Origin of the sequence: Luteibacter flocculans (assembly GCF_023612255.1) — a bacterium.
Lineage (GTDB): Bacteria > Pseudomonadota > Gammaproteobacteria > Xanthomonadales > Rhodanobacteraceae > Luteibacter > Luteibacter flocculans.
On record NZ_CP063231.1, the window covers coordinates 3,457,729 to 3,483,700 of the forward strand.

At 62.2% G+C, this 25,972-nt stretch carries 22 protein-coding genes; 13 read left to right on the plus strand and 9 right to left on the minus strand.

Annotated features, from left to right (window positions below; genetic code table 11):
• The 6 genes from IM816_RS15075 to msrB all read left to right on the plus strand — a co-directional run bounded on the left by IM816_RS15075 (position 1) and on the right by msrB (position 5,976).
• Positions 1-1,524 (plus strand): CoA-acylating methylmalonate-semialdehyde dehydrogenase, encoded by a 1,524-nt coding sequence (locus IM816_RS15075; RefSeq protein ID WP_250338710.1) that lies wholly within the window; start codon positions 1-3, stop codon positions 1,522-1,524.
• 118 nt (positions 1,525-1,642) lie between these two features.
• On the plus strand, positions 1,643-2,956 hold the full coding sequence (locus tag IM816_RS15080) for a carbohydrate porin (protein ID WP_072322003.1): 1,314 nt from the start codon (positions 1,643-1,645) through the stop codon (positions 2,954-2,956).
• A gap of 253 nt (positions 2,957-3,209) precedes the next feature.
• The gene (locus IM816_RS15085; RefSeq protein WP_250338711.1) at positions 3,210-3,929 is read left to right on the plus strand and encodes an HAD family hydrolase; all 720 of its coding nucleotides are present in this window, start codon (positions 3,210-3,212) and stop codon (positions 3,927-3,929) included.
• 42 nt (positions 3,930-3,971) lie between these two features.
• Positions 3,972-4,955: a YihY/virulence factor BrkB family protein gene (locus IM816_RS15090; protein ID WP_250338712.1), complete on the plus strand. Its 984-nt coding sequence runs from the start codon at positions 3,972-3,974 to the stop codon at positions 4,953-4,955.
• Entirely contained in the window at positions 4,952-5,299 is a 348-nt protein-coding gene (locus IM816_RS15095; RefSeq protein WP_072322005.1) for a glycine zipper 2TM domain-containing protein, read from the plus strand. The genes IM816_RS15090 and IM816_RS15095 overlap by 4 nt, the downstream gene beginning before the upstream one ends.
• An 89-nt stretch (positions 5,300-5,388) precedes the next feature.
• Positions 5,389-5,976, plus strand: a complete 588-nt coding sequence (gene msrB, locus IM816_RS15100) for a peptide-methionine (R)-S-oxide reductase MsrB (RefSeq protein WP_250338713.1) — start codon at positions 5,389-5,391, stop codon at positions 5,974-5,976.
• A 40-nt stretch (positions 5,977-6,016) separates the two neighbouring features.
• Here msrB and IM816_RS15105 read toward each other — a convergent pair whose 3' ends face one another.
• A complete protein-coding gene (locus tag IM816_RS15105) occupies positions 6,017-8,356 on the minus strand; it encodes a S9 family peptidase (protein ID WP_250338714.1) in 2,340 nt (779 codons plus the stop codon).
• Between the two features lie 104 nt (positions 8,357-8,460).
• On the minus strand, positions 8,461-9,273 hold the full coding sequence (locus IM816_RS15110) for an SDR family NAD(P)-dependent oxidoreductase (RefSeq protein WP_250338715.1): 813 nt from the start codon (positions 9,271-9,273) through the stop codon (positions 8,461-8,463).
• 170 nt (positions 9,274-9,443) lie between these two features.
• Between IM816_RS15110 and IM816_RS15115 the strand changes: the two genes are divergently transcribed.
• The 7 genes from IM816_RS15115 (at position 9,444) to IM816_RS15145 (ending at position 16,367) form a co-directional block, all read left to right on the plus strand.
• Positions 9,444-9,902 (plus strand): PA2169 family four-helix-bundle protein, encoded by a 459-nt coding sequence (locus IM816_RS15115; protein WP_072322009.1) that lies wholly within the window; start codon positions 9,444-9,446, stop codon positions 9,900-9,902.
• A 437-nt stretch (positions 9,903-10,339) separates the two neighbouring features.
• A complete protein-coding gene (locus IM816_RS15120) occupies positions 10,340-12,715 on the plus strand; it encodes a TonB-dependent receptor plug domain-containing protein (protein WP_425602648.1) in 2,376 nt (791 codons plus the stop codon).
• Positions 12,716-12,832: 117 nt separating this feature from the next.
• Entirely contained in the window at positions 12,833-14,410 is a 1,578-nt protein-coding gene (locus IM816_RS15125; RefSeq protein ID WP_250340780.1) for a flavin monoamine oxidase family protein, read from the plus strand.
• Positions 14,407-14,853 (plus strand): c-type cytochrome, encoded by a 447-nt coding sequence (locus IM816_RS15130; protein WP_250338716.1) that lies wholly within the window; start codon positions 14,407-14,409, stop codon positions 14,851-14,853. The genes IM816_RS15125 and IM816_RS15130 overlap by 4 nt, the downstream gene beginning before the upstream one ends.
• Before the next feature lie 134 nt (positions 14,854-14,987).
• Complete coding sequence (locus IM816_RS15135; RefSeq protein WP_250338717.1) at positions 14,988-15,473, plus strand: RNA polymerase sigma factor; 486 nt, start codon at positions 14,988-14,990, stop codon at positions 15,471-15,473.
• A complete protein-coding gene (locus tag IM816_RS15140) occupies positions 15,470-16,060 on the plus strand; it encodes a hypothetical protein (protein WP_250338718.1) in 591 nt (196 codons plus the stop codon). Before IM816_RS15135 ends, IM816_RS15140 begins: the two co-directional genes overlap by 4 nt.
• An 82-nt stretch (positions 16,061-16,142) precedes the next feature.
• A complete protein-coding gene (locus IM816_RS15145) occupies positions 16,143-16,367 on the plus strand; it encodes a hypothetical protein (RefSeq protein ID WP_250338719.1) in 225 nt (74 codons plus the stop codon).
• 353 nt (positions 16,368-16,720) lie between these two features.
• On the opposite strand, the gene IM816_RS15150 is transcribed toward IM816_RS15145, so the two are convergent.
• From IM816_RS15150 to IM816_RS15180, 7 genes are all read right to left on the minus strand, one after another.
• Positions 16,721-17,626 (minus strand): phospholipase D-like domain-containing protein, encoded by a 906-nt coding sequence (locus tag IM816_RS15150; protein ID WP_250338720.1) that lies wholly within the window; start codon positions 17,624-17,626, stop codon positions 16,721-16,723.
• 127 nt (positions 17,627-17,753) lie between these two features.
• A complete protein-coding gene (locus IM816_RS15155) occupies positions 17,754-18,350 on the minus strand; it encodes a DUF4760 domain-containing protein (protein WP_250338721.1) in 597 nt (198 codons plus the stop codon).
• Positions 18,351-19,740: 1,390 nt separating this feature from the next.
• Positions 19,741-20,756 (minus strand): IS3 family transposase gene (locus tag IM816_RS15160; protein ID WP_425602631.1). Its coding sequence is split into 2 segments (ribosomal slippage): positions 19,741-20,558 and positions 20,558-20,756, totalling 1,017 coding nucleotides; the frame shifts between segments, so codons are not numbered across the junction.
• Positions 20,757-20,895: 139 nt separating this feature from the next.
• The gene (locus tag IM816_RS15165) at positions 20,896-22,128 is read right to left on the minus strand and encodes a tyrosine-type recombinase/integrase (protein WP_345779953.1); all 1,233 of its coding nucleotides are present in this window, start codon (positions 22,126-22,128) and stop codon (positions 20,896-20,898) included.
• A 163-nt stretch (positions 22,129-22,291) separates the two neighbouring features.
• Entirely contained in the window at positions 22,292-22,876 is a 585-nt protein-coding gene (ssb, locus tag IM816_RS15170) for a single-stranded DNA-binding protein (protein WP_250338723.1), read from the minus strand.
• A 191-nt stretch (positions 22,877-23,067) separates the two neighbouring features.
• Positions 23,068-23,589 (minus strand): fimbrial protein, encoded by a 522-nt coding sequence (locus IM816_RS15175; RefSeq protein ID WP_250338724.1) that lies wholly within the window; start codon positions 23,587-23,589, stop codon positions 23,068-23,070.
• Complete coding sequence (locus IM816_RS15180) at positions 23,586-25,940, minus strand: fimbria/pilus outer membrane usher protein (protein ID WP_250338725.1); 2,355 nt, start codon at positions 25,938-25,940, stop codon at positions 23,586-23,588. The genes IM816_RS15175 and IM816_RS15180 overlap by 4 nt, the downstream gene beginning before the upstream one ends.
• Positions 25,941-25,972: the final 32 nt, after the last annotated feature.

Genomic DNA, 25,972 nt, shown 5'->3' on the forward strand with positions numbered 1-25,972 from the left:
ATGTCTGCCCAACCCTCGAACCAGAATCTTCCCCGCATCGGCCACTTCATCGCCGGCAAGCCTTACCTCGGCTCGCCTGCGGGTACCGCGCCCGTCTACGATCCGGCACGCGGCGTGCCCGCCGCCGAGGTCGATCTGGCCTCCCCCGCCGATGTCGATACCGCAGTGCGTGCCGCGCACGACGCGTTCTTCGCCTGGTCGCAAACGCCACCGCTCAAACGTGCGCGTGTGATGTTCCGCTTCAAGGAACTGATCGAGCGCGATATGGACCGTCTTGCTCGCATCATCGTCGCCGAGCACGGCAAGGTGCTTTCCGATGCGAAGGGCGAACTGGTCCGCGGATTGGAAGTGGTCGAGTACGCGTGCGGCATCCCCGAACTGCTCAAGGGCGAATACACCGAGCAGATCGCGAATGGTATCGACGCGTGGACGATGCGCCAGGCACTCGGCGTGTGCGCCGGCATCACACCGTTCAATTTCCCGGCCATGGTCCCGATGTGGATGTTCCCCATGGCGATTGCCTGCGGCAACACCTTCGTACTGAAACCGTCGGAACGCGATCCGACCCTGGCCGTGGAACTGGCGAAGCTGCTGAAGGAAGCCGGCCTGCCTGACGGCGTGTTCAATGTCGTGCATGGCGACAAGACGGCGGTAGACGCGCTACTCGATCATGACCGCGTGCGCGCGGTGAGCTTCGTCGGCTCCACCCCGATCGCCGAATACATCTATGCACGCGGCTGCGCCAAGGGCAAGCGCGTCCAGGCCTTGGGCGGCGCGAAGAACCACATGATCGTGATGCCGGACGCCGATCTCGACAAGACCGCCGACGCCTTGATGGGCGCCGGTTACGGCGCCGCGGGTGAACGCTGCATGGCGATCTCCGTCGCCGTCGCAGTAGGCGACGCGACCGCCGATGCGCTCGTCGCCAAACTCGCACCGCGAGTGAAGGCCTTGCGTATCGGTCATGGTCTCGATGCGGATGTGGAGATGGGCCCGGTGGTGACGGGCATCCATCGCGACCGCATTACCGGCTACATCGACGACGGCGTCGCCGCCGGTGCCGAACTGGTCGTGGATGGCCGTGGCCATCGCGTCGCTGGTTGCGAGCAAGGATTTTTCGTCGGCGGCACGCTGTTCGATCGCGTGACCCCTGCGATGCGCATCTACAAAGAGGAAATTTTCGGTCCCGTGCTGTGCATCGTGCGCGTTCCGGACTTTGCAAGTGCATTGAAGCTGGTCGATGAGCACGAATTCGGCAACGGCACGGCGATCTTTACGCGCGATGGCCAGGTAGCCCGCGAATTCGCGCACCGCGTTCAGGTGGGCATGATCGGGATCAACGTGCCCATTCCCGTTCCGATGGCCTTCCACAGCTTCGGGGGCTGGAAGAAGAGCCTGATGGGGGACCACCACGCCCACGGCCCGGAATCCGTGCGTTTCTACACGCGTCAGAAGGCCGTTACACAGCGTTGGCTGAACCACGACGAAAGCGCGGGTGCGGAATTTGCGATGCCCACCCATTAGTCAGACAAAAACACTATGATGCGCCGGTTGTGCGCAGCAATCGTGTTGTGCGTTGCAACTTAGATAATCAAAAGCGAAGTACGAAAAAGCATAATTTTTCATTCAGGGAGAAGGGTCAATGCGCAAACAATTCATCAAGCGTCCGCTTGCCGGTGCGATGCTCGCGTGCCTCGCTCTCGGCACCACCGTCGCCCACGCCGACGACGCCGCCGGAAGCAAGTACCTGTTCGGAGACTGGAACGGGGAGCGTACGCGGCTCGAAGACAAGGGCATCACGTTCGACTTCGGCTACGGCTTCGAAGCGGCGCACAACTATTCCGGTGGCGATCGCAATATCACGCGATACACCGACCAGTGGAAATTCGGCAGCGCGTTCGATCTGGACAAGCTGTGGGGTTGGCACGGCGCCACGTTCAAGATGATCATCACCGACCGTAACGGTCGCAACATCGGTGCGGACGCCAACATCGGCAACAATCAGCTGATTCAGGAAGTCTACGGCCGCGGCCAGACCTGGCACCTCACGGTGTTCTCGCTGGAGCAGAAATTCTTCGACGATCGCCTCACCTGGAAACTCGGCCGCCTGCCGGTCGGTGAGGACATCAACCAGTTCTCGTGCGACTTCCAGAACCTCACGTTCTGCGGCGCGCAGCCCGGCAACATCGTGGGCGACTACTGGGTCAACTGGCCGACCAGCCAGTGGGCTACCGTGGTCAAGTTCAACACCACGACGGACACCTTCGTGCAGATCGCCGCGTACCAGGTCAATCCGAAGTATGTCGACGACTCCTATGCACGTCACAACGGCCTCAAGCCGAACTTCCCGGGTGGCACGACCGGCGCGCTGATTCCGCTGGAATTCGGCTGGAAGCCGACGATCAACGGCCTTCCGGGTTCGTATCGCGCTGGCGTCTGGTACAACACCTCGAAGGGTGACGACCTGTACCTCAATCAGGATCACCAGCCGCTGGCCGTCGCCGGTGGCGAGCCGTTGCAGCACGACTCGCGCAAGGGCGCGTGGATCACCTTCCAGCAGCAGGTGACGGGCGATGCCGGTGGCAAGGGCGCCACGGTGTTCCTCAACATCACGTCTGCGGACCACGCGACCTCGGCGACCAACAACCAGATCGCCCTCGGCATGGAATACAAGGGCATCTTCGATCGCCCGAACGATTTCATCGGCGCGGCGCTCGGCGGTTCGCATGCAAACGGTTATGCCGCACGCAACCAGCGTCTGTTCAACGCGACGCATCCGGGCCAGGAAGGCATCGTCAACGACGGTTACGAGAAGGTGGCCGAAGTGTTCTATAGCTGGTCGCCGATCCCCTCGATCGCGATCCGTCCGAACCTGCAATACATCAAGGATCCGGGCGGCAGCAAGCAGAACGACGACGCGTTCATCCTCGGTCTGAAGACCAGCATCGCGTTCTAAAGCCGTCGATCAAACGACACCAAGAAGGCCTGGGTATCCCCCAGGCCTTTTTTTGCGGAGAGTCAGATGCAGGGGTGGGAGCCACCCTGGTGGCGATAAGCCAACGAAGCGGTGTAGCAGCGAGGCAAGTATCCCATCGCCAGCAGGCTGGCTCCCACCAGCAAGCTTCACCACCAGGGCGCCCCCACGTGCGCCTTGTGCGCGAGCGTCTTTCGCGCCAGTCTTCGCGGTTTCCCCTTAGGGCATTGACAGCATGATCGATCTTGTCGGCTTCGATGGCGACGACACGCTCTGGCGCAGCCAGGAGTTCTACGACGCGGCCCAACGCGAATTCGAGGCGATCCTGGGCCGCTACGTGGATCTGGAAGGCCACGGTCTGCACGACGCCCTGCTCGCCACGGAGAAGAACAACATCGCCTTGTTCGGCTACGGCGCGAAAGGCATGGCCTTGTCGATGATCGAATCGGCCATCGAACTCACGGACGGCCGGATCGAGGCGAAGGACATTCACCGCATCGTGCGGCTCGGCAAGGACGTGCTGGCCCATCCCGTGGACCTGCTGCCCGGCATCCGCGAGGCCGTGACAGCCGTGGCGTCCCGGCATCGTGTGGTGCTGATCACCAAGGGCGATCTGTTCCATCAGGAATACAAGGTCGCCCGCAGCGGCCTGGCCGACATCTTCCATCGCATCGAGATCGTCTCCGAGAAGGATACGGCCGCCTACACGAGGCTGTTCGCCGAGCTGGCCGTGACGCCGGACCGTTTCGCAATGGTGGGCAATTCGCTCAAGTCCGACATCGCACCGGTGGTCGCGCTGGGCGGATCGGGCGTGTACATGCCCTACCACAGCACCTGGGCACATGAATTGGTGGCGGACTTCGCCATGGGCGAACGCGTGATCGAGGTGGCGGGCGCAGCGGAAATCCCCGAGGCCGTGGCACGCCTGCACGACCAGCGCCCGCAGAGCGCCTGAGCCGAAGGGTCGACGGCTGCACGCTTTTTTCGCGCAGCTGCCGTGAAGCTGACCCCGCAGACGAAGCGGAGCGATGGCGTGCATGCGACGGTGAAACAGGTGTGGCGGGTGATCCGGACGACCGCCAGAGGCTTCAGCGACGATGAGCTGATGACCCGGGCGGCGGCGCTCGCCTTCTATTCCGCGCTGTCCTTTGCGCCGCTGCTGGTGTTGCTGCTCTGGGTGGTCGCTTCGCTGCGGCCGGAATGGCAGGCGCAACTGGTGGATGGCCTGACCGGTCTGGTCGGGCCGCGGGCGTCGGAAGGTGTGCGGCTGGTCATCGAGAACGCCAAACAGCGGCCCAGCGTGGGCAGCATGGCGGGCATCATTGGCCTGGGCGTGACGCTGGTGGGCGCTTCGGCCGTGTTCACCCAGCTCCAGGGCGCCTTGAACCGCGTATGGAGCCTGCAACCGCGCCCCAAGTCCACGAAGGGGGCGGTGCTGGACTGGCTCCGCGCCCGCCTGCATGCGCTGGGCCTGCTGCTGTCGCTGGCGTTCCTGCTGGTGATCTCGTTCTCCGCCAGTGCGCTGATTGCCGTGTTCGTCCGCGGCGGCACCACGGGCTGGCAATTGCTGGAGATCCTGATCTCGCTGGTGGTGTTCGTGCTGGTCTTCGGCGCGATCTACAAGGTCTTGCCCGACGCGATCATTGAATGGCGCGATGCCATGGTGGGCGCCACCCTGACCGCCCTGCTCTTCGCCGTGGGCAAGTTCGCCATCGCCATCTATCTGGACCGCAGCAATGTGGGCGGCCCGTACGGCCCGGCCGGTGGCGTGGTGGTGCTGCTGGTCTGGGTCTATTACTCAGCGCTGATCCTGCTTCTGGGGGCCGAGCTGACCGAGGCCGTGGCGGAGGCGCGCGGTACGCCAATTAAACCGCGGCCATACGCGATGTCGACGCGACCGGCCCCAGAGCCCCGGATTGACCCCTCCGTCACGAGGTCGGCGGTATCCCTTGAGGCCACTGATAAGGAGGACCTGCCATGAAGAGCACACTGCTCGCCACCGCCGCCATCGCTCTTGCCAGCGCGGCAGCCTTTTCCACGCCGCCGGCCGAGGCCCAGTCCCGTCGCAGCCAGCATCAGGTCTGCGAGAACGTGCGCGTGAAGCAGATCAATTCGAAGGACGACAACCGCCTGATCGGCACCGGCGTGGGCGCCGTCGCGGGCGGCCTGCTCGGCAATCAGGTCGGTGGCGGCAAGGGCAAGACCCTCGCTACGGTCGCGGGTGCGGTCGGCGGCGGCTACGCCGGCAACCAGATCCAGAAGAACCACCAGGACAAGAACGCCAGCTATACGACCGAGCGCCGCTGCCACTGGGTGAACGACTGACGCGAACCTCGCGTAAGGGAAACGCGCCCCGAACGGTCTGATGGGAAGGCCCCGGATCATCCCGGGGCCTCCCTGCTTCCGGAGGCCACATGCGCAACGATCCCGATCGCCGTCGTTTCCTGGGGGTACTGGCCGCCACGGTGGCCGCCTCCGCGTCCCTGCCCTTCATCCTGCGCGCCACGCGACCCGCCATGGCCGCCGATGCACCCGCTCCGAAAGGCGGCAACGTGACGCTCGACTGCTTCGGTAACGACAAGAAGCCGCTGGGTACCTGCGTGCAGCCTCGCGTCGTGCTGACCGACGACGCATGGAAGGCCAAGCTGAGCACGAAGTCGTATTACGTGACACGCCACGAAGGCACCGAGCCGCCGTATACCGGCGAAGGCTGGGACCGCCACGACAACGGCATCTACCGCTGCATCGGCTGCGACACGGCGCTGTACGACTCAGCCACGAAGTTCGATTCCGGCACCGGCTGGCCGAGCTTCTGGCAGCCGATCTCGAAACGGAACATCGTGCAGAAGACCGACCGCAGCCTCATCGAAGAACGCACCGCGGTGAACTGCGCGCGATGCGATGCCCACCTGGGCCACGTGTTCGACGACGGTCCCGATCCCACAGGCTTGCGTTACTGCATGAACGCAGCGGCCATGCACTTCGTGCCGGTCACCGCATGACGCAAAGAAAAAACCCCCGCTTCGCAGCGGGGGTTTCTCATCAACCGCCCGGAGGCGTCATCGACGTCAGCTCGAATTCCTTCGGTGGCGTTTCGCCCTTGAGATAGCGCACGAAGTAATCCCAGCGGCGACGCGTCATGTACTGCGTTGCCGCGCCGTAGCCGTGATGCGCGTTCGGGATCATGACCAGGTCGAAGTCCTTGTTGGCCTTGATCAGCGCGTCCACGACGAGCAGGGTTTCGTACGGCGGTACGTTGTCGTCCGAGGTGCCGTGGGCGAGCATCAGGTGGCCTTTGAGGCCCGAGACCCACTTCTGGTTCGCCTGGTCGTCGTAGTTGGACTTGCCATCCTTGTCCATGACCAGCAGGCCCTGCCACTTCTCGGCCCAATCGTCCTCGTAGTTGCGGTTGTCGTGATTGCCGGACTCGGAGATGCCGACCTTGAAGACGTCGGCATAGCGGAACATCGCCGTGGCCGTGGCGTTGCCGCCACCGGAATGCCCCCAGATACCGACGCGATCGCCGTCGAGCCAGGTGTACTTCTTCACCAGTTGCTTCACTGCGGCGACCTGGTCGGGAAGCGTGTTGTCGCCGATGTTCTTGAAATAGGCGTCGTGGAACGCCTTCGAGCGCCACGGCGTACCCATGCCGTCCACGGCGACCACGACGAAGCCGAGTTCGGCCAGCGCCTGGTTGTCACCGTGCGACGGAATGAAGCTGCGCGTACGCACCGAGCCGGTCTGCGGACCGGGATAGATGTAGACCACGAGCGGATACTTCTTCGACGGATCGAAGTTCGTCGGCTTGAACATCTGTCCGTAGAGATCGGTCTTGCCGTCGCGCGCCTTCACCGTGAATGCAGTCGGCGGCACCCAACCCTTCGCCTTCAGCCGCGAGATGTCGGCCCGGGCGACTTCCTTCACCGTGGCACCCGTATCGGCACGACGCACCACCGCGACAGGCGGCGTGTCGATGGTCGAATACGAATCGAAGAAGTACGTGCCGTCCTTCGACATGGATACGCTGTGATCGGCGTTTTCCGGCGTCAGCAGCGTCAGGTCCTTGCCGTCGAAACCTACCTTGTAGAACTGCTGGTAATACGGATCGACGCCCTTCTCGCGACCCACACCACGGAACCAGATCGTCTTGGTCTTCGGATCGATATGAAGCACCTGGGTGACGTTCCAATCACCCGAGGTAATCGCGTGTTCCAGCTTGCCGGTCTTCAGGCTGTACATGTAGAGGTGGCCCCAGTTGCTCCGTTCGGAGAACCAGATCACCTCGTCGGTTTCCGGCACGTACTGCCAGTTGGCCATGTCGTTGCCGCCTTCGAAGTAGGTCTTGGCCTGTTCTTCGAATACGGTGCGCACGTCACCCGTCTCCGGGTTGGCAACGCGGAACCACTCATGCGTGTGGTCGCGTGCCGTGGACACGAAGGCAATGCTCTTGCCGTCGGCAGACCAACGCACGTCGTCCCATACGCCAGGGCTGCACGACACGTCGTCGCAAATGGTGGAACGGTGCTGGTCGGGCGGCATCTTGAAGCGCACGACCTTCTTCGTCGGCACGTCGATGACGACGCGCTCGATCATCGTTACATCCTTGTCGCCCGGCAGCGGGTACTTCCACGTATCCACCTTCGGATGGCCGACGTTGACGCTGACCAGCGTCATCTCGCCGGTCTTGCGCTGGTCCTGCTGGAACGTGGCGATCTTCTTCGAATCCGGCGACCAGACGAGGATGGCCTCGTCGGTGTGCTTCCAGCCGGCATTGTCGGTGGCGTAGCCGTAGTCCTTGATGCCGTCGGTGGTGAGCTGCGTTTCCGCACCCGTAGCGATATCGCGCACCCAGAGATTCCAGTCGCGAATGAAGGCCTCGGACTTGCCGTCAGGCGACTTCAGGCCCGGCTCCTGGCCGAGCGACTGGCCCTTGGCGTCTTTCTTCGCGGCGGCGAGTTCGCACTTGCCGATGGCCTTGTCGCAAACGTAACGCTTGCCACCCGAGGTGATGTCGAGGCCGTCGTCGGGACGCACGACGAAGCCACTGACGGGCAGCTTGGCCGCGTCGATCTTCTTGCCCGTGGCGGCGGAGAGCGCGGCGGCGACCTTGTCGCGGTCGAACGCGCGGGTGGCTTCGCCGGTCGCGGCGTCCACCTTGAGGAACTGATCGCCGTTCTTGTCGTGGTCGCGATACCAGAAGTGGCTGCCATCGATCCAGGTGACGCGCTGGACCGAGTGATCCACGAGCGGCATCGTGTTGTTCGGCAGGAACGAGTCCGCGCGGCGGTAGTCGTCGGTGGTGACGGTCTGGGCCGAGGCGGATGCCCCGATCAGTCCAAGAAGGACGGCGCCGCTAAGCACCGCATTGCGTTTGGTCGACATCGATGGTCCCCGTGGCGGCAGGGCGGTGCGGAAAGCACCGCAAACCGGACGAGGCTAGCCCCCGGCGGTCGGCGGGGCCTATGCCAGAGGTCACGGGTGGCGCGCTAGCCGGTGTGCGCCCCAGTCCGGAAGCGCCGCCCCTGCCGCTCGATCATTTTCAGGGCCAGGCCATCGGGGAGCAGCTTAAACAACGTCTTGATCGCGCGGTTCACCCCGCCGTTGACGTACACGGCCGTCCCGGCATCCACCGCATCCAGCCCCTGGCGCGCCACCGTAAGCGCATCCATCCACATGAAGGCCGGCATTTTCGATACCAGGTTGCGTGAACCGGTCACGTCGTGGAACTCCGAATAGGTGAAGCCGGGGCAGACCGCGGTGGTATGCACCCCCGTGCCCTTGCCTTCCAGCGCCAGCGACTGGGAAAACTTGATGAGATACGCCTTCGACGCCGCGTAGAGCGTATGCCCTGCCGACCCGGGCACGTGCCCCGCAAGCGACGCGACGTTGACGATGCGCCCATAGCCACGCGCTTTCATCCCCGGCAACAGCCGATAGGCAAGCTCGGTGGGTGCCGTCATCAGCACCTGGATGAACGCGGCATGGGTGGACCACGGCTGCTCGTTGAAATAGCCAGGCACGCCGTAGCCCGCGTTGTTGACCAGCACGTCGATCGTCAGCCCCTGGGCCTCGAGCGCCGCGACCAGGGCTTCCGGACCGTCCGGCCTTGCGAGATCGAGCGGCGCGACGATGGCTTCTATCGCGTGGCGATCGCGCAGCTCCTGCGCCAATGCTTCGAGCCGATCGGCACGACGTGCCGTGAGCACCAGGTCGTGACCACGACGGGCGAGTTCGCGCGCGAAGGCTTCGCCGATGCCGGCGGAAGCGCCGGTAACGAGGGCGCGTCGATTCGATGGCATGGAAACTCCGTACTGGCTGCGTGATCGTTAAGTATGCGCCGACGTCGCATGAATGAATGAACGCCACGTGTGGTGAACGATGCCACGTCCTCTTCACGGTTCGTGCCCTTCTCAACCTCGAAGCTGGTCTCCGCGAAACATTCCCCACGAGTCAACAGGAGCTCACGACGATGACCAGCACCGACCACGATCTCAAGGTTCTCAATTCCCTCATCGAAACCACCATCGATAGCGCCGAAGGTTACGGCGAAGCCGCCAAGGACGCCGAGAACACTCGCTACGCTGCAACCTTCCAGCAGCGCGCCGCGGAACGCCGTCAGGTGGTGCAGACCCTGCAGCAGCAGGTTCGTTCGCTCGGTGGCACGCCGGAAGACGACGGCACGATCCTCGCCAAGGCTCACCGCATGTTCGTGGAACTGCGCGCGAAGATGAGCTCGAAGGACGACACCGCCATCGTCGACGAAGTCGAGCGCGGCGAAGATCACATCAAGGCGAAGTACGAAGACGCCATGAAGGACAACGACGTCACCGCCGGCACGCGCTCGTTGATCAATGAGGCTTATGTGTCTGTGAAGGCCGGCCACGATCAGATGCGCGATCTGAAGCATGCGCTGCATGCGAATCGCTGAGGACGGCGAGCATTATTTGCTCAGCTTGTGAGAGCGAACGCGCAATGACCTGATCCGCGGCAACGCGGGTCGACATGAGAAGCCCCCCGCATGCGGGGGCTTTTCGCGTTGGGGATTCGAATTAAACAGCGCGCTCAGCCGGCGCTACCCACCTGTGCTCGGCCCGCCAAGCCGAAGCCCGTAGTCGAGCGAGATTTTGTCGCAATGCAAAACCGGACCGGGCCAACGATTACAGCGTAATGACGGCCAGATAGCTAGATGTTGACGCACTGCAACATCCGCGCTTAGCCTCGAAGTGTCGCAGTTGGGGGGAACCATGCTGCGACGCAGATCCAGCCTAGGAGCCTTTTCTACTGACTGCCTGACCGGGGAACCCATCCATGACCAGACGACTCAAGCGACGCCTGCCGGCGGTCGCGCTGCTACCCCTTTGCTTGATGCATGCCCTCGCCGCCTCGGTAGCCTGGGCCGACGACACGCCGACCGCCGACACGGTCACGCCCGAAAAAGCCAAGCTGCTCCAGCAAGTCGTCGTCACCGGAACACGAAGCACCGACCGCACCGCGTCCGAATCCCTCGCACCGATCGACGTACTGAGCCCCGCGGATCTCAATGCCACCGGCAGTACGGATCTCGCCAGCGCCCTGAGCACCCTGCTCCCGTCGCTGGACTTCCCCCGCCCCGCTATCAACGACGGCAACGACGCGATTCGGCCTGCCAGCCTGCGCGGCATGTCGCCCGACCAGGTACTGGTGCTGGTGGACGGCAAGCGGTATCACACGACCAGTCTGGTCAATTACAACTCATCGGTCGGCCGCGGCTCGGCACCGGTGGACCTCAATTCCATTCCGATCGCCGCGATCGACCACATCGAAGTGCTGCGCGACGGCGCCGCGGCGCAGTATGGCTCCGACGCCATCGCTGGCGTGATCAACGTCGTGCTCAAGCGAGGCGGCGCCGCAGGCGGCAACAGCATCACCGCCAGCGGCGGCATCATGGACAAGGGCGACGGCGCGCAGAACGGCGTGCAGGGCAGCATGGGGATACCGCTCGGCGGCCCTGAAGGCAGCGCGCCCGGCTGGATGCGCGTGGCGTGGAATTACCAGAACACCATGAACACCAATCGCGCAGAGAACCGCGACAAGTCCACCACGCTCGCCGGCGCCCCGAACCCTTCCGGTATCCCATACGAGCGCTATGGCGACCCGGCGGTGAAGACGTACCAGTTGCTGCTCAACTTCGGCTACGACATCGCGCACGGCGTCGAACTGTACGGTTACCTCAATGGCAGCAAACGCGATGTCACCTCCAACGGCTACTACCGCGCCTACGACTCCGCGCGCAACGTGCCGGAGATCTACCCGAACGGATTCCTGCCGCAGATCGTCAATCACAGCAACGACATCGCCGCGGTACTGGGCGTGCGCGGTACCACGGACGGCGGCTGGCACTGGGACTTTTCGGCCGATCATGGCGAGAACAACCTGGGGTTCGACATCGCCAACAGCGTCAACACCAACCTGTACTACACGCAAGGCTATTCGCCGACGTATTTCAACGCCGGCACGTTCCGCAACAAGCAGAGCGTCGCGAACCTGGACCTGAGCAAGGACGTGCACATCGGCTTCCTGCCCAATCCGGTGACAGTGGCGTTCGGCGCGGAATACCGCAAGGAAACCTATGACATCGAATCCGGCGATCCGGACTCCTACTTCTTCGAGCCCGCTACGCTGATCCCCGGCACCACCACGCCGTATGCGGGAGGCTCACAGGTGTTTCCGGGCCTGACGCCCCAGGTCGCCGGCAGCTTCGGACGGCATAGCCAGGCGGCGTACGTGGATCTGGAAACCGATGTGACCAGCAAGCTCTCCGCGGGTCTGGCCGGTCGCTACGAGCACTATAGCGATGCCGGTTCCACGCGCTCGGGCAAGCTGTCGGCGCGTTATCAGTTCACTGATACGTTCGCCTTGCGCGCCACCGCGTCCAACGGCTTCCGCGCGCCATCGCTGGCACAGCAGAACTACGAATCGGTCGTGACGCTGATCCAGAACGGCACACTCGCGCAGATCGGCACGTATCGCACGTCGGACCCAGTGGCGATCGAACTCGGCGCCAAGCCTCTGAAGCCGGAGAAGTCGACCAACTATGGCCTGGGCGCGGTATGGCAGCCATGGAACGATTTCAGCGCGACCCTCGACCTGTATCAGATCCGTGTGGCCCACGCGATCCTGTATTCGGATCAGATCGCGGTAAACATCCCCAACAGTCAGGTCACCGGCGCGCAGTTCTTCGTCAATGGCGCCACCACGCGCACGCGCGGCGCCGACCTGATCGCCGACTACCGCATGGACCTGACTGACTGGGGCCAACTCAACCTCACGGCCAGCGGCAACTACAACAAGACCAAGGTACTGGAAGTTTCCACACCGGCATTTGGCCGTGCCAGCGAAGGCTTGCTGACCTCGTCCACCCCGCGCACCAAGTACGTGTTCGGCGGCGACTGGGAACTGAACGGTTTTGGTGTGCATGCGAACCTCACGCGGTATGGCTCGGTGATCCGCCGCGGTGACGCCGACGACGGCAGCCAGGACCAGAAGTTCGCCGCGCGATGGCTGCTCGATCTTTCCGGCAGATATGCGTGGCAGGCATGGACCTTCACCGTGGGCGTGGACAACGTCACCAACCAGTATCCGACCAAGGCGTCGCTGGCCAACGTGTACGAAGACCGCGCCGATGGCTTGCAGTACTCCTCGCTGTCGCCCTTCGGCTTCAACGGCCGCTACTGGTACGGCAAGGTCGCCTACCGCTTCTGACGGCACCCCCTCCGCGCCGCACGCGCGGAGGGGCCATGTGCGGCATTCCGGATTCAAGGTCAGAGGTGATCGATGCACGACGAGGTTTCTTCGCGCGGAGGCGATGCGCCGCGCAGCATGAGGCGGCGCGACCTGCTGCGCATGATTGGCGCCACCGCGGGTGGCGCGGCGATGTACCAGGCGATGAGCAGTTTGGGTCTGGCGACCGAGTCGCCGTTTCGTGGTACACCGACGCTGCAAGAAGCGCCGCGCGGCGCATCGGTTCTGGTGCTTGGCGCCGGCATTGCCGGCATGGTGGCCGCCTACGAGTTGCGTCAGGCCGGCTACAAGGTGCAGGTGCTCGAATACAACCACCGTCCCGGCGGCCGCAACTGGTCGCTGCGCGGCGGCGATCGCTTCACCGAACTGGGTGGATTTACCCAGCACTGCCAATTCGATGACGGGCTGTATCTCAACCCCGGACCGTGGCGCCTGCCTTATCACCATCACGGCATCCTGTCGTATTGCAGGAAGCTCGGCGTGGCGCTGGAGCCCTTCGTGCAGGTCAACCACAACGCGTATCTGCACAGCGCCGATGCGTTCGGCGGCAAGCCGCAACGCTATCGCGAGATCAATGCCGACTACCGCGGCCATGTCGCCGAACTGTTGGCCAAGAGCACGCAGCAGGCGAAGTTGGACCAGAGCGTGAGCAAGGAGGATCAGGAACGCCTGCTGGAATCGCTCCGCGAATGGGGCGCGCTGGACCGACAGTTCGCCTACGCGCGCGGTGAGACCAGCAGCAACCGGCGCGGCTACGATCGCGACGCCGGTGGCGGACTGTCTGCCAGGCCGTCACCTTCCACGCCACTGCAATTGACGGACGTGCTCGGTTCGCGCCTGTGGCAGTACCTGGTGGCCGGGGAAATCTACGAGTTCCAGACCACCTTGTTCCAGCCCGTCGGCGGTATGGGGCGGATCGGCGAGGCATTCGGTCGTGAACTGGAAGGTGTAATCCGCTATGGCGCCAAGGTCACCGCTATCCAGCAGGACGATCGCGGCGTCACCGTGGCCTACGAAGATGCCGACACGCCAGGCACCACGCATTCCGCGAACGCGCAGTGGTGCGTCTGTACCATCCCGCTGTCGATCCTCGGCCAGTTGCCGATCAACGTGTCGCCCGCGATGGCCGAAGCCATCGCCGCCGTGCCCTATGCCGCTTCGGTCAAAGTGGGCCTGCAATTCAAGCGGCGCTTCTGGGAAGACGACGAGCAGATCTACGGCGGCATCACCTATACCGATCTGCCGATCGCCAACATCGGCTATCCCAGCACAGGTTTCCATAGCGGCGGCAAGGGCGTGCTGCTGGGCGCCTATATGTGGGGGCAGGACGCTTACGAGTTCACCGCGATGGCGCCGGAGGAACGCGTGCGCAAGGCCGTGGACTACGGCAGCCGCATCCACCCGCAGTATCGCGAGGAATTCGAGAACGGCATCGCGGTGGGCTGGCACCGATCGCCGTTTACCCTCGGCTGCTTCGGCGCATGGTCCGACGAAATGCGCGAGCGCCATTACGACAACCTGTGCCGGATGGACGGCCGCATCGTGCTGGCCGGCGAACACGCGTCGTATCTGCCGGCCTGGCAGGAAGGCGCAGTGACATCCGCGCTCGACGCCATCGAACGGTTACATCGGCGCGCCACGGGAGGCATGGGATGAACCGGCACACAAAACATAGCGCATGCGCGCTGGCCTGCATCGCGATGCTGCTCGTTGCAGGCGTTGCGGTGGCGCAGTCCTCCGACAACGCCGGACATGCCGGTGGAAAAATTGCCGCTGCCAATGGCGAAGCGGTTTATCGCAGCATCTGCCAGGGCTGCCACATGCCCGACGCCAAGGGTGCGCGAGGCGCGGGCGCTTATCCTGCGCTGACCGGCAATCCTCGCCTGGTATCGCCGCAGTACATGGCGGCCGTCATCCTCCAAGGGCGGCGAGACATGCCCTCATTCAAGCCCGCTGCAGAAGGCGAAGATCGTTTCTTGCGCGACGCCAGCCTAAGCGACACGCAGATCGCCGACGTAATCAATTACATCCGCACGCACTTCGGCAACCAGTATCCCGACCGCATCAGCGCCGAGGAGGTAGCGGCGATGCATCCGTGAGGCCTTTTCTCGGAACGGTCGGGGCATGCAACGAGACATCGTAGTAATACCTACCCCCTACCAGACTAAGCCTGCCTTGTAAGAAGATTCCCATTCAAGCGACTAAGGCACCAAAGGAATGGGATACCAACGCCGTGTTGAGCCTCGAAGAGATCGTCGATAAACACGCCGGCATGGTCCGTCGCATTGCGACGGTCTATGAGCGCCATCCCGACCGGATCGATGATCTCGTGCAGGAAGTCTGGCTGGCGGTCTGGCAGGCGCTACCTCGCCTGGACAATCCGTCGATGCTCAAACCCTATATCGCCCGTATCGCCCAGAACATTTGTGTCACCCACGTGCGTCGCGCACTCGTACGCAAGGACGAACGCCTGGGTGACGGCATTGCGGATATGTCCATGCCTGTCGACGAGGCCACCGATCACGCCAGGCAACTGGCGCGCCTGACCGAAGTGATACGTCAATTGCCAGAACCATTAAAGGCCGTCGCCGGCCTCTATCTCGAGGAGATACCGATCAAGGAGATCGCAACGATCCTCGGCATCAGTGAAAGCAACACGTCGGTGCGACTGCATCGCGCCAAAACTTTCATCCGGCTGAACTTCGGAGCGAAGACATGAGCGAACCATCGCAAGCCGATCCTTTCGCCACGCTTTGGCAATCCGCGCCCAAACCGGATACCGGGCAGCTCCTGCGAGACCTGCAGCGGCTGCAGATAGCGCAGCGGCGGCACACCCGAACCCTCACTATCATTCTCTGTGGCATTGCATTGTTTTTTATTTTCGAGGAGGCCACCGGACGATCCGATACTCACGGGCTCATCAGCGCGTTGTGGATCGCCTTCGTTGCCGGTGCGATCGGATATCAGCGCGTGCGCTGCCGCTCCGTGGATCCGCTCGATCTCGATACGGTCAGCCTTCTCAAGCGAATGGTCACCCGGGCAAAGCGGGGACTCTTCCAGGCGCGCTGTCTTTACCTGGGAACACCCCTGGGCGCAGTGACGGGGGCCCTTCTGACGAGGGTTATGGCACCAGGGGTGGCGCCGAGTGAGCCTATGACCCAATCCAATCTGACGCTGATGCAGACGCTCGTCGGCCTGATAGTGCTGGTCGCCATGATCATCTCGGGACTCGTGCTGGCGCGCACAAGACAGCGCCAACTGCTGGAGCTCACCGGAAAACTGAAGTCTCTGGAAGAAAGTCTGTAAGAAATCCCACGTAGCCGCGACTTTGGGTCCGACGGATCAAGATCAACACAGGTCTATCCGGCACCCATACTTGGAGGAACCCATGTCGAACGCACGCATCGCATCCATTCTTTTCGGTCTTGTCGCCGCCTGTGCTCTGATCGCCCTGGCCTGGTACCAGGCACATGGTGACCACATGATTCTGTCGATATCCAGCGCTATCGCCATCGTAGTGACGGTGCTTGCACTGATGCGTTTCATACCTGCACTGATTCGCTGTATGTCCAACAAGGTGATCTGCGCTGTACGCCACGACAGGATCAGGTGATGGGGATCCTGCAGCGTACGAAAGAATCTTTTTCAACTGTCAGAACAGCCAAAAAAAGGCCCCGTCGACGGGGCCTTCTGCACATCGATCTCAACACTCTGAAGTAGGTGTTGTCTAGAACGGTTGTGCACACCTCATGGCGTCGCGAGATGAAAGTAATTTCCCAATAAATAATTACTTATCTGGAAATAACTCAACAGTTCGTCCTGAAATCGTAGAAATCCTTGGCGAAACCTGTACCAAATACTACGAAGCGCTGCCTGCGCTAACTCTAGGGATCCCATGCTCGGGCGACGCAACTACAAGTACCGACGGTAGCCAATGGGCCGCTGCGCCGCTGCGGGTTGGGTCGATCACTCGTCGCCGAAGTCGTGGTCACCGCCAAGGGGATCGAAGTTCGCAAAGGTCGCCCCCGTCCCCCGCCACCATTCGGGTGTCGGAGCTGGAGAATCCCAGTTCAGGGGCTCGGAAACCGAAGCGATCTGAATAAACTCACGCATGTAGGCCCCGACTATCGCTTCATCCTTCAACAGCACGGCGTTCTCGAGCGACCGTGTTGCGTTGACGCTGATGTTGAAGGATCCCGTCCAGACCGCATAAGGGCATATCCTCCCGTGCTGCAAATCGCAAAAGACGAGAAACTTATTGTGCATCCTCGGTTGCGCGGACCCGCCTAGTTCGGCCTGACCGACACAGCGAATCGGGTCCATGTGATCTTCAATGACCCATTCACGCGACAGCTCCTCGGCGTGCGAGCGGTATTCTCGCCCCAACATTTCACCAAGAAGGCCGCCGAGCTTGCCACGCGACAAGCCTACAGGGATCGCCTCATACGCGTGTCGTAACCTCTTACGCCACGCGTATGGATCAGATACCGCCGTGCTGTCGGGACGGAGAAAGTCCTCCTTCTGAACGATGATCGAAACACCGTCCTTTTTCGCAAGAGCCTCTAGTACGTCGAAGTGGCTGAGCCATGCGACGCAGCCCACAACCATCTCGGCGGCGTCGATCTGTTCCATGAGCCGGTCAAGAATGTCCCTGAAGAACACCTGCGTTGTCGCATCCGCAGACGTCGCTCCATAATCTTTCAATCTGCCCGATTCGCCGAAAGCCGATGGGATTGACAGCTCGTTCAGATTGATCCTTTCAGTCCCCATACCCTCGATGCCCCCGTCGTCCAACAAGAAAGTTGTTCTGTCATTCACTACGGCTGGCGTATCAGGAGTACGAAGTTGGTCGATAATGGAGGCAAGAGCCATATCGTTCCAGCCTTCTCGGTCCGTCGGCGCCCATCCGTTTCGGGAGGATTCGTCGAAAGGCCGAAACTAGGGTGACCGCTTGTCATGCAGACATCGAAGACAAGCGGTCGACGGGACAGGCCGTCAGCTACGGCTTCGGAACGGCAAGGAGCTTGGACAGCTTTTCGAGGTCATTTTGAAATAAGATATCTCCGTCACGTATCCACGGCTTGAATCGATCGTACATATCGTGAAATACGCCACCAAGTGAGTGTCCAATCACCGTCGCGTCGACCCGATCATTCTCAATCGAGACGCGGATCCATTCGAAGTAATTGAAGACAAGAATTGCCGACTGCTTCAGATCCGGGTTCTTATTTATCTTCTCCTTGAGTTCATCCGGAGAAAGCTTACTGTGCTGCTCCTTTAACTCTCTCGTGAACTTTCTTGCCTCGAAGAGCGAAGTGGAGTCCCATTTCTCAAGCAAGGAAAAAGTATTCTCGACTTTGTTTCGACGCGCCTGGTCGCTCAGCAAATCGGCCGTTTCAAGGGACTGCCATACGTTGAGGTATGTGGGAAGGATTACCCCGAGACCTCCCAGCATGATAAACACAACCTTTATGGCTTCAACGATCGGCGAGGCGCCGCTCGCGCTTGTTGAGTCATATGTATGCCATCCTCCACCTGCGACCCCAATAAGATAAAGAGTGACAAACGCAATCAGTATTTTCCATTTTAAAGTCATTAATTCACCAAATTATTCATAAATAGTGAAAATCAGGGATTTGATGGGCCGGAAGCGAGCGGCTGGCCCAGGATTTTGGCGGGCAGTTGCAGCAAAATTGGTGCCGCTCTCAATATCCATACTGTCCATGTGCACGGCCGTCCGTCGTAGATACGTTTGGATGCGTATCGGTACAACCCGGGAATTCTTTAGCGTCTTGATCCGCGCTGGGACTTACGGATCGTGCCGATCACGACGAGGAGCCCGCCTAACATGTCGGTCGTCCATATGACATTCACTTTGTTCCCTTGTCCATCGCTCGCCCCCATTTTTTTCTGGGCAGATATAGTTGCCTTCCCGACCCGTCTCGGCCGAATACGCGTTGCGAGCGTGCAATGGTTTTTTGGCTGCTCAGATCGTACCGCCTTTCTAGACTGCAATTGGGTATCGCCGCGCCTCCGACAACCTTGAACGGCAGGTCCACGACGGACGCGCCTCGCGACACTACGAATACCGGAGAGGCATATATAGATCTATAGGTGTCAGTCGGCACCGCCAACTGAATGCGGGTGTATGGGTCCGCGAAGCTTGCGCATCCTCTTTGAGCTTGCGTCAACGCAGCAACGCAGCGCATTGCTTCGATGTCGTCCGCGCCAACGCCCCCCCCGCGCTCGCCACCCAAGCGCGGTCCGTGTGGTGTCTCGCGAGCGACAATCGGACACGGCAGCTCCATCGCAGTACGGCAGTCGTTCGCCAGCCTGCGTGGGACCTCATGGGAGACATCGTAGAATGGTCGACAAGTAACGTACCTGTCAGTCCTCCGAACAAAAACGAGCTCCCACAATCGCGAGGTAAATCCGAGGCAACGCTTGACTAGTTTCTAGTCTAGCCGCTCGCGACTCTGAGCAACCACACCTCAAGTTGATTCTTTGGCGCCGGAATGCCGACGCGCTGAAGAATGGCGGCTGTGTATTGTTGCTTCAATGCCTGCAGTGCCCGCTCGGCGGATGCCCTGTGTCCGCATTGAAGTATCTGACTTGCGCCTTCAGCGGCATTTTGTCCGATGCGATGCTGTCCACCGCACGTACTACGGGGAATGACTGAGACGACAGCGCTTGAGATACAAAGCCCGCAGCACCCGAATTGCCGGCCTGATCGCGTTGAATGTAGACACGACCGAGAGTTGCGTCGGTTTTGGTGATGAGATGGCAGCTGGGCCCGAGGTAGCTGGTCGAGTGATCTCGGAGACGATCTGCAGGAAGTCTGTATCCGATTCATCCGTGATTTTTACCGGCTCGGTGCGTGAACCCGGGTTTACGTCGAATGTGTCCACTTTCTCGACCTTCGCCGAAACTTTGGTAACCCCGACGTCCCCCCGCTTTCAGTAGCGGAGCGAATTAGAGTCCGGGGGTTACTTTAGCTGCTCGGCGTAGGCGGCGGGAGTCAGCCCGCCCAACGCCTTCTTCGGCCGTTCCTCGTTATATTCCCTGCGCCAGTTTTCGATCTCGGTGCGTGCGTGAAGCAGGCTCGGGAACCAGTGTTCATTGAGGCACTCGTCGCGCAAGCGGCCGTTGAACGATTCGATGTAGGCGTTCTGGTTCGGCTTGCCCGGTTCGATCAGGCGCAGCTGCACGCCACGCTCGTGGGCCCAGGTGACCATCGCCTTGCCACAGAACTCTTTGCCGTTGTCGCTACGAATTACCTTCGGAAGGCCGCGGGTCAGCGCCAGCCGATCCATCACGCGCGTCACGCCCATGCCGGAGATCGCGCGTTCGACTTCGATAACGACAGCCTCGTGCGTGGCGTCATCAACGACCGTCAGACACTTGATGACGCGGCCCTCGGCCGTGCGATCAAACACGAAGTCCATCGACCAGACCTCGTTGGGTGCCATGGGTCGGAACAAGGGTTGCCGTTCGCCTGCTGGCACCTTTTTGCGCTTGCGGCGACGCACCTGCAGCTTGGCGGCTTGATACAGCCGCTCTACACGCTTGTAGTTCACGAGCATCCCTTCTTGCCTAAGCTTCAGATAGATCATGCCGACGCCATAGCGCTTGTGCCGCTGCGCCAAGGCCACGATCCGCTGTCGAAGTTCGCCATTGCGGTCCGCGCGCGGCGCGTAACGCAATGCACTGGCGCTCATACGAAGCACCATCAAAGCACGACGTTCGCTGAGTCCTTGGCTCGTCATCTCCCGCACCAGCAACCGTCGCGCCGGTGCCGTCACCACTTCTTTCGCAGTGCCTCACGAGTGATCTCGTTCTCCAGCATCGACTCCGCCAGGAGCTTCTTCAGCCGGGCGTTCTCCGCCTCCAGTTCCTTAAGTCGCTTGGCTTCGGACACCGTCATGCCGCCGAACTTGCTACGCCACAGGTAGTACGAGGCTTCGCTGAAACCGTGCTTGCGGCACAGGTCCTTCACTGCCATGCCGGCTTCGGCCTCACGCAGGAAGCCAATGATCTGCTCTTCGGAAAAGCGCTTTTTCACGTCCAATCTCCGTCAGTTGGGGGATTGGACTCCAAATCACCGTGCTACTCAAAATCGGGGGGACGTCGCGCTTTCGTGATCACTTATCGATTCCTTTCGGCCGCCGGATCGTCTTTTCCTGCAGCTGAAGTTGCGTCTCGTGAGTCTTTCGCTCAACGAATCGGCGGTTGTACGTTGCCGAGGTACCGGAACCCTCCTTCCAACCTTGCGCATAGGAGCGCATAGCTTCTTGCTGTTCCGGAGACGGCGGCGCCTCTTGTCGATCCATATATTCGGAGAAGCGTTCATTCCAGCCGTGCCGGAACAAGTGTCCGTGGAGCCCCTTGAGCTCGGCGGACGCGGCGGCAATAGCCCGTATCACCTTCCGGTAGCTAGAAATAGAAAGTGGCTGCCCCTGCGTCGCTCCACTCTTATGAGTAACAAAGAGAAAAACGTGTCGTCTTGCGCCCGACACCTTGTTGCGATGCTTGACTATGTAGGTGTGCAGTCGATCGACGAGCGCATCTCCTAAGGGAATTCGGCGATCGAGTGTCTTGACTAAGGGTTGGCGTTTTCGTGGGTCCGTTCTTTCATCCGGGCGACGGGCAATCACGATCTGGCAGCGGTCCCAGTCGATATCTGTCGTACATAGGCTGAGGAGCTCTCCACCGCGAATACCAAGGTAGAACAGAAGATCCACCATCAGTGCGTTTCTTATACGCACGCTATTGTCTTGAAATGGCGATTTTTTTCCTTCGGGATCCACTACCTCCCAGAGCGTCGCTACCTGCGCAGGAGTCGGCCCCCTCTTTACCTCGGCGTTTCGTCTTCCGATGGGCCGACGACTCGTTAGTCCGCGATGAATCAGTTCAATTTGGCGTGCGGCCGACTCATCCACTGCTGAGCCCAGCATGGTATGGGACAGCCAGCGTAGATAGTTGGCCATATGCGTCAGGCGGACGTACTCGCTTCCCGTCTGTACCCGTTGGTTCGCCTTGCTATGCCGAAGAGGCACTACTACCGCGCTGTCATGTTTACCAAAGCGCCTCTGGCATACGTCTCTGATCGCATCCAGTTCCGCGGGGTTCAAGAAGCACCGATCTCTGATTCGGCCCTCCAGATCGATACCACACGTGCTGCAGTGAGTAAGAAGTACATTTAGGGCAGCACATACAGCATCCATGCTCGCCACTGACAGTGATCGATTACGCACCTGTGCCGTTACGAACAGGTTCGGATAGAAGAGGGGCATGCCCGAGCGGGGATCAACAAGGACTCGGTACCTTTCACCATCTTCCATGATGAAACCTCGAGTTCGGTATCTCAGTAGCATCTCCGCACTCCAATCAATCGCTCGCAACACTTCTCAAGGCGCAGCTTAGGCGAAGAATCAGAACGGAGCGCAGTACGAAATTGTCGAGTCTTGAAAAAGAAAAACCCCCGACGAATCGGGGGTTTGTAAGTCAAAACCGTACAAAGACGGTCTAAGGTATGTCCTAGAACGGAATATCGTCGTCGTCGAAGCCTTCGTTGGCGGGCGGTGCCGAACGCGGGGCGTTGCCGCCACGCGGCTGACCGTAGTCGTCGCCACCGCGCGAGCCGCCGGCATAGCCGCTGCGCTGCTGGCCGCCACCGCTGCTCCAGTTGTTGCCGCCACCGCCGCCCTGACCACCACCGGCGCCGCGGGACTGCTGCGGACGACCGCCGCCCTGCCCACCGCCGAAGCCGCCGCCTTCGCCGCCGCCCTGGCCGCCGAGCATCTGCATCTCGTTGGCGATGATGTCCGTGGAGTAGCGCTCGACGCCGTCCTTGTCGGTGTACTTGTCGGTGCGCAGCGAGCCTTCGATGTAAACCTGACGGCCCTTCTTGAGGTATTCACCCGCGATCTCGGCGAGCTTGCCGAACAGCTTCACGCGGTGCCACTCCGTGCGCTCCTGCTTTTCGCCGCTCTGCTTGTCGGTCCACGCCTCGGACGTGGCGATACGCAGGGAGGTGATGGCCGTACCGCTGCCGGTGTAACGGGTTTCCGGATCCGCGCCGAGGTTGCCGACGATGATGACCTTGTTGATGCCGCGTGCCATGGATTTACCTCGTATGCGTGTCGTTGGCGCCACCCGGGCGGGAGCGGGCGCCGCTGCCGCCGATCATAGCCAGCCCCGGCGCGAGAGGTGGGGCTGGCGGATCGGCTGGACCGGTTAGTTTGGTCGAAGGCCGCGTCGAGGGCAATTCGTCATCGACGAGACGCCATGGCGCGGCCGTGGGGCCAGGTTTCTCATTCCCAGGTGATCTGGATCTGGCCGGTCGCCCCGGCCTGACCCGGCGAAAGGCTCCCCACGCGGACGTAGCGAGCCCGAAACGCCAGCTCCGGCTGCCCGCCTGCCCAGGTGAAGACAACCGGCCTGCTGCCGTCCGGAGGTAGGGGTTGGCCCGACGCCGATTGCGTTTCGATGGCGACGCCCACCGCCGGCCCCGAGACGGCGAGGTATCGCGCATCGGGGGCGTAGATCGGAGCGCGCAGGGTGACGTAGGCGCGTGTCGCCCCGATGCAGTCGATTCCCTTGAGGCTAGCGTGGCGCCAGGGACTGGTCGATCCGATCACGGGCAGTTCGGAGGCCGACACCGTACCCAGATCGATACGGATGAATTTGGCCGTCAGGCCGCAGGACGGCGCGATGGCGCCCCGCACCTCGAAATCGACCTTATTCATCGGGGGCGTCAGCCCCGTGCTGCCGACGATGGCAGCAACCATGGCCAAGCTGCGTCCACCGCTACGAGGGGGCTTGTTCGTACTCATTCGCATACTCCGTTGTGTTGTGTCGACGACGCGGTTCGTGGGTCGGCATCGCTCCAACGCAATGCGCAACGCGTCGTGGCGCCATCGGACCAGCGGATGGTCCACGGCCCTGCCCCCTCGTCCGATCGAAGGAAGACGCGGCCGCCCTGGCCCACGATCCCTACCGAGCGCTCTGACCGATCGAGCACTTCCGCGCCGAAAGGCACGGGTTTCCCATCGGCGAGCGAAACCGTTACGAGCACGGTTCTTGCGACCTCGGTCTCGAAGGGCACTAGCACCACCGCGCCTGCAGTGGGGGCTACCTGGCGGTGCGTGGAAGTGAAGCCCACGTCCAGCGACGTGCCCGAGGGATCGAGATCGACAGCGTTCCAGCGATAAGGCATGAGATAGGGCACGACGGCATAGCCGCTGCGGCCGACGCGCACATCGCCACTGCCGCCGACATGGGCGCCATGCGCCTGCGCTGCCCTGACCAACCCGACGGCATCGCCGATGCGGTGCGTCGGCGTGATGCCGCCACCGTGAACCACGAGACCGCCTGCCGCCGAGAACGAGGTCGACCTCACTGCCGAGGTGCGATCGAACGCGACGTTGATCTCACCCGCGCCGAAGCGGCGACCCCACGAGCCATCGATACGGCCACCTTCCTGCCGATCGCTGCCGATGGCCACGCCGTACGTCGTCTCCGCCCTCGCGCCCGTCGTGCCATGCACGCCGACCCGCGTGCCTGCTGCTGCCGGCCCGCCATGTAGCGTGGCATGCAGGCTTGCGGTGGAAGGCGACCCGCCCAACGGTACGGAAACATTGAGTTGGGCAGCCGCATCGTTCGTCGCATACCGCGAGCCCCGACGACGCGAGGCCCGGACCGATAGATCCATGCTCATGCGCTGCCAACTGCGCGCCCAGGAGAGAGCGAGTTCCGCGCTGTCGCCTTCGCCATGCGCAAGCGCTGCGTGTGCCGCCGTGACACTGAGGTAGCCGTAGTTGGCGCCGAGGTCGGCCTGCACCAGCACGTCGATACGCCGTCGTTCGGTGGACGCCCTGCGGTCGTAACGCCCGACCGATGAGGTCTCTTGCCCGAGCGCAAGCCCGACCGAAACCACGATGTCGTCGCGCCATGACCTGCCGTGCCGAAGATTCCAGCGCTTTGCGCCGGATGACGGCCACAGCGCGCCCGTCACGTCGAGCGAAAAGGCGCCCACGCGAGTCCCCCGTGCCGCACCCATCAACAACGACGTGCGCGCGTGTGTATGGCGCAACCCCGCATAGGACGTGATCTGGCCAACGAACCCATGTCGCCAGCCCGCATCGACCACCGCAGCGCGTGTATCGCGAAGTCCCACGCTACGGCCCGCGCTGACAGCGTAGGTCGTCCGCCCTTCGCGCAGCAGGTCCGGCACCGGAAAGAACGGAACGCGAAAGGTCTGGCGTTGACCGTCGCGCTCATCCACCTCGACGTCCAGATCGCCTGCCCTGCTCGCGGTGTACAGATCGTCGATCACGAACGGGCCCGGCGGCACGTCGAGCTCGCGGATCACGACACCGTGCTGCCGAATCCTCACCGTCGCATGCGTACCGGCGAAGCCCCTCACGGGTGGCGCGTAGCCACCGAGCGCGTCGGGCGCCATGCGTGCATCGCTGGCGATGGACACGCCATGCAGCCGCAACGGCGAGAACGAGCTTTGCGATACCGGTATATCGCCGAGCCGGAGTTGCGAACGCCACGCGTCCACCTGCCGCTCGACGTAGGCGTGGCGTCTGAGGTAGCCCTTCGCCGACCACAGACCCGCCTGGCGCAAACGCCACGCGCCGATGTTTACACCGGTGTCGGCGGCCAGAACGACCGACTGGCGACGGCCCGTGCGCGAGGCCACTTGGCGAGCGCTCGCTCGCCAGGCGAGCAAGCCAGCCGTCACCCCCTGCTCCCACTGACTCGGCGACACGGCATGAGGACGTCGACGCAGTACGAAGGCCTGAGGAATGTCGATGTCCAGACGCTGCTCGCTCACATCCATCCGGCTGGACGCGGAAGGTAGGCGCGCCTCCAGAGGCATGCAAGGATCGTCGTCATCGGCGATCGGGGCACCGGGCGCCAAGCCATAGGAAACCAGAGCGGCGTGATCGATGCATGGATGGGCATTGGCACCGTCACTTGTCGCCGCGAAGCGGATCGACTCGCGCGCCTGCCACTCGCCGTTCATCCAAATGTCCACGTCGTAATGGCCCGGAAGCACGGGATTGCCGTGGGCGAAGCGCGAGAGGTCGAGCGTCTCGGCGCCATCGCCCGGGAGAAAGCTGGGATCGAAAATCGCCTCGGGAGCTTCTTGGGCGTGGATGGACGGGGTCAGCATGAGACACCCCACCATGGCGATACGTGCTCTGC

Coding starts and splice junctions, on each gene's coding strand:
- IM816_RS15075 (WP_250338710.1), top strand. CDS start 1: ATGTCTGCCCAACCCTCGAACCAGAATCTTCCCCGCATCGGCCACTTC.
- IM816_RS15080 (WP_072322003.1), top strand. CDS start 1,643: ATGCGCAAACAATTCATCAAGCGTCCGCTTGCCGGTGCGATGCTCGCG.
- IM816_RS15085 (WP_250338711.1), top strand. CDS start 3,210: ATGATCGATCTTGTCGGCTTCGATGGCGACGACACGCTCTGGCGCAGC.
- IM816_RS15095 (WP_072322005.1), top strand. CDS start 4,952: ATGAAGAGCACACTGCTCGCCACCGCCGCCATCGCTCTTGCCAGCGCG.
- msrB (WP_250338713.1), top strand. CDS start 5,389: ATGCGCAACGATCCCGATCGCCGTCGTTTCCTGGGGGTACTGGCCGCC.
- IM816_RS15105 (WP_250338714.1), bottom strand. CDS start 8,356: ATGTCGACCAAACGCAATGCGGTGCTTAGCGGCGCCGTCCTTCTTGGA.
- IM816_RS15110 (WP_250338715.1), bottom strand. CDS start 9,273: ATGCCATCGAATCGACGCGCCCTCGTTACCGGCGCTTCCGCCGGCATC.
- IM816_RS15115 (WP_072322009.1), top strand. CDS start 9,444: ATGACCAGCACCGACCACGATCTCAAGGTTCTCAATTCCCTCATCGAA.
- IM816_RS15120 (WP_425602648.1), top strand. CDS start 10,340: ATGCATGCCCTCGCCGCCTCGGTAGCCTGGGCCGACGACACGCCGACC.
- IM816_RS15125 (WP_250340780.1), top strand. CDS start 12,833: ATGAGGCGGCGCGACCTGCTGCGCATGATTGGCGCCACCGCGGGTGGC.
- IM816_RS15130 (WP_250338716.1), top strand. CDS start 14,407: ATGAACCGGCACACAAAACATAGCGCATGCGCGCTGGCCTGCATCGCG.
- IM816_RS15140 (WP_250338718.1), top strand. CDS start 15,470: ATGAGCGAACCATCGCAAGCCGATCCTTTCGCCACGCTTTGGCAATCC.
- IM816_RS15145 (WP_250338719.1), top strand. CDS start 16,143: ATGTCGAACGCACGCATCGCATCCATTCTTTTCGGTCTTGTCGCCGCC.
- IM816_RS15150 (WP_250338720.1), bottom strand. CDS start 17,626: ATGGCTCTTGCCTCCATTATCGACCAACTTCGTACTCCTGATACGCCA.
- IM816_RS15155 (WP_250338721.1), bottom strand. CDS start 18,350: ATGACTTTAAAATGGAAAATACTGATTGCGTTTGTCACTCTTTATCTT.
- IM816_RS15165 (WP_345779953.1), bottom strand. CDS start 22,128: ATGCTACTGAGATACCGAACTCGAGGTTTCATCATGGAAGATGGTGAA.
- ssb (WP_250338723.1), bottom strand. CDS start 22,876: ATGGCACGCGGCATCAACAAGGTCATCATCGTCGGCAACCTCGGCGCG.
- IM816_RS15175 (WP_250338724.1), bottom strand. CDS start 23,589: ATGAGTACGAACAAGCCCCCTCGTAGCGGTGGACGCAGCTTGGCCATG.
- IM816_RS15180 (WP_250338725.1), bottom strand. CDS start 25,940: ATGCTGACCCCGTCCATCCACGCCCAAGAAGCTCCCGAGGCGATTTTC.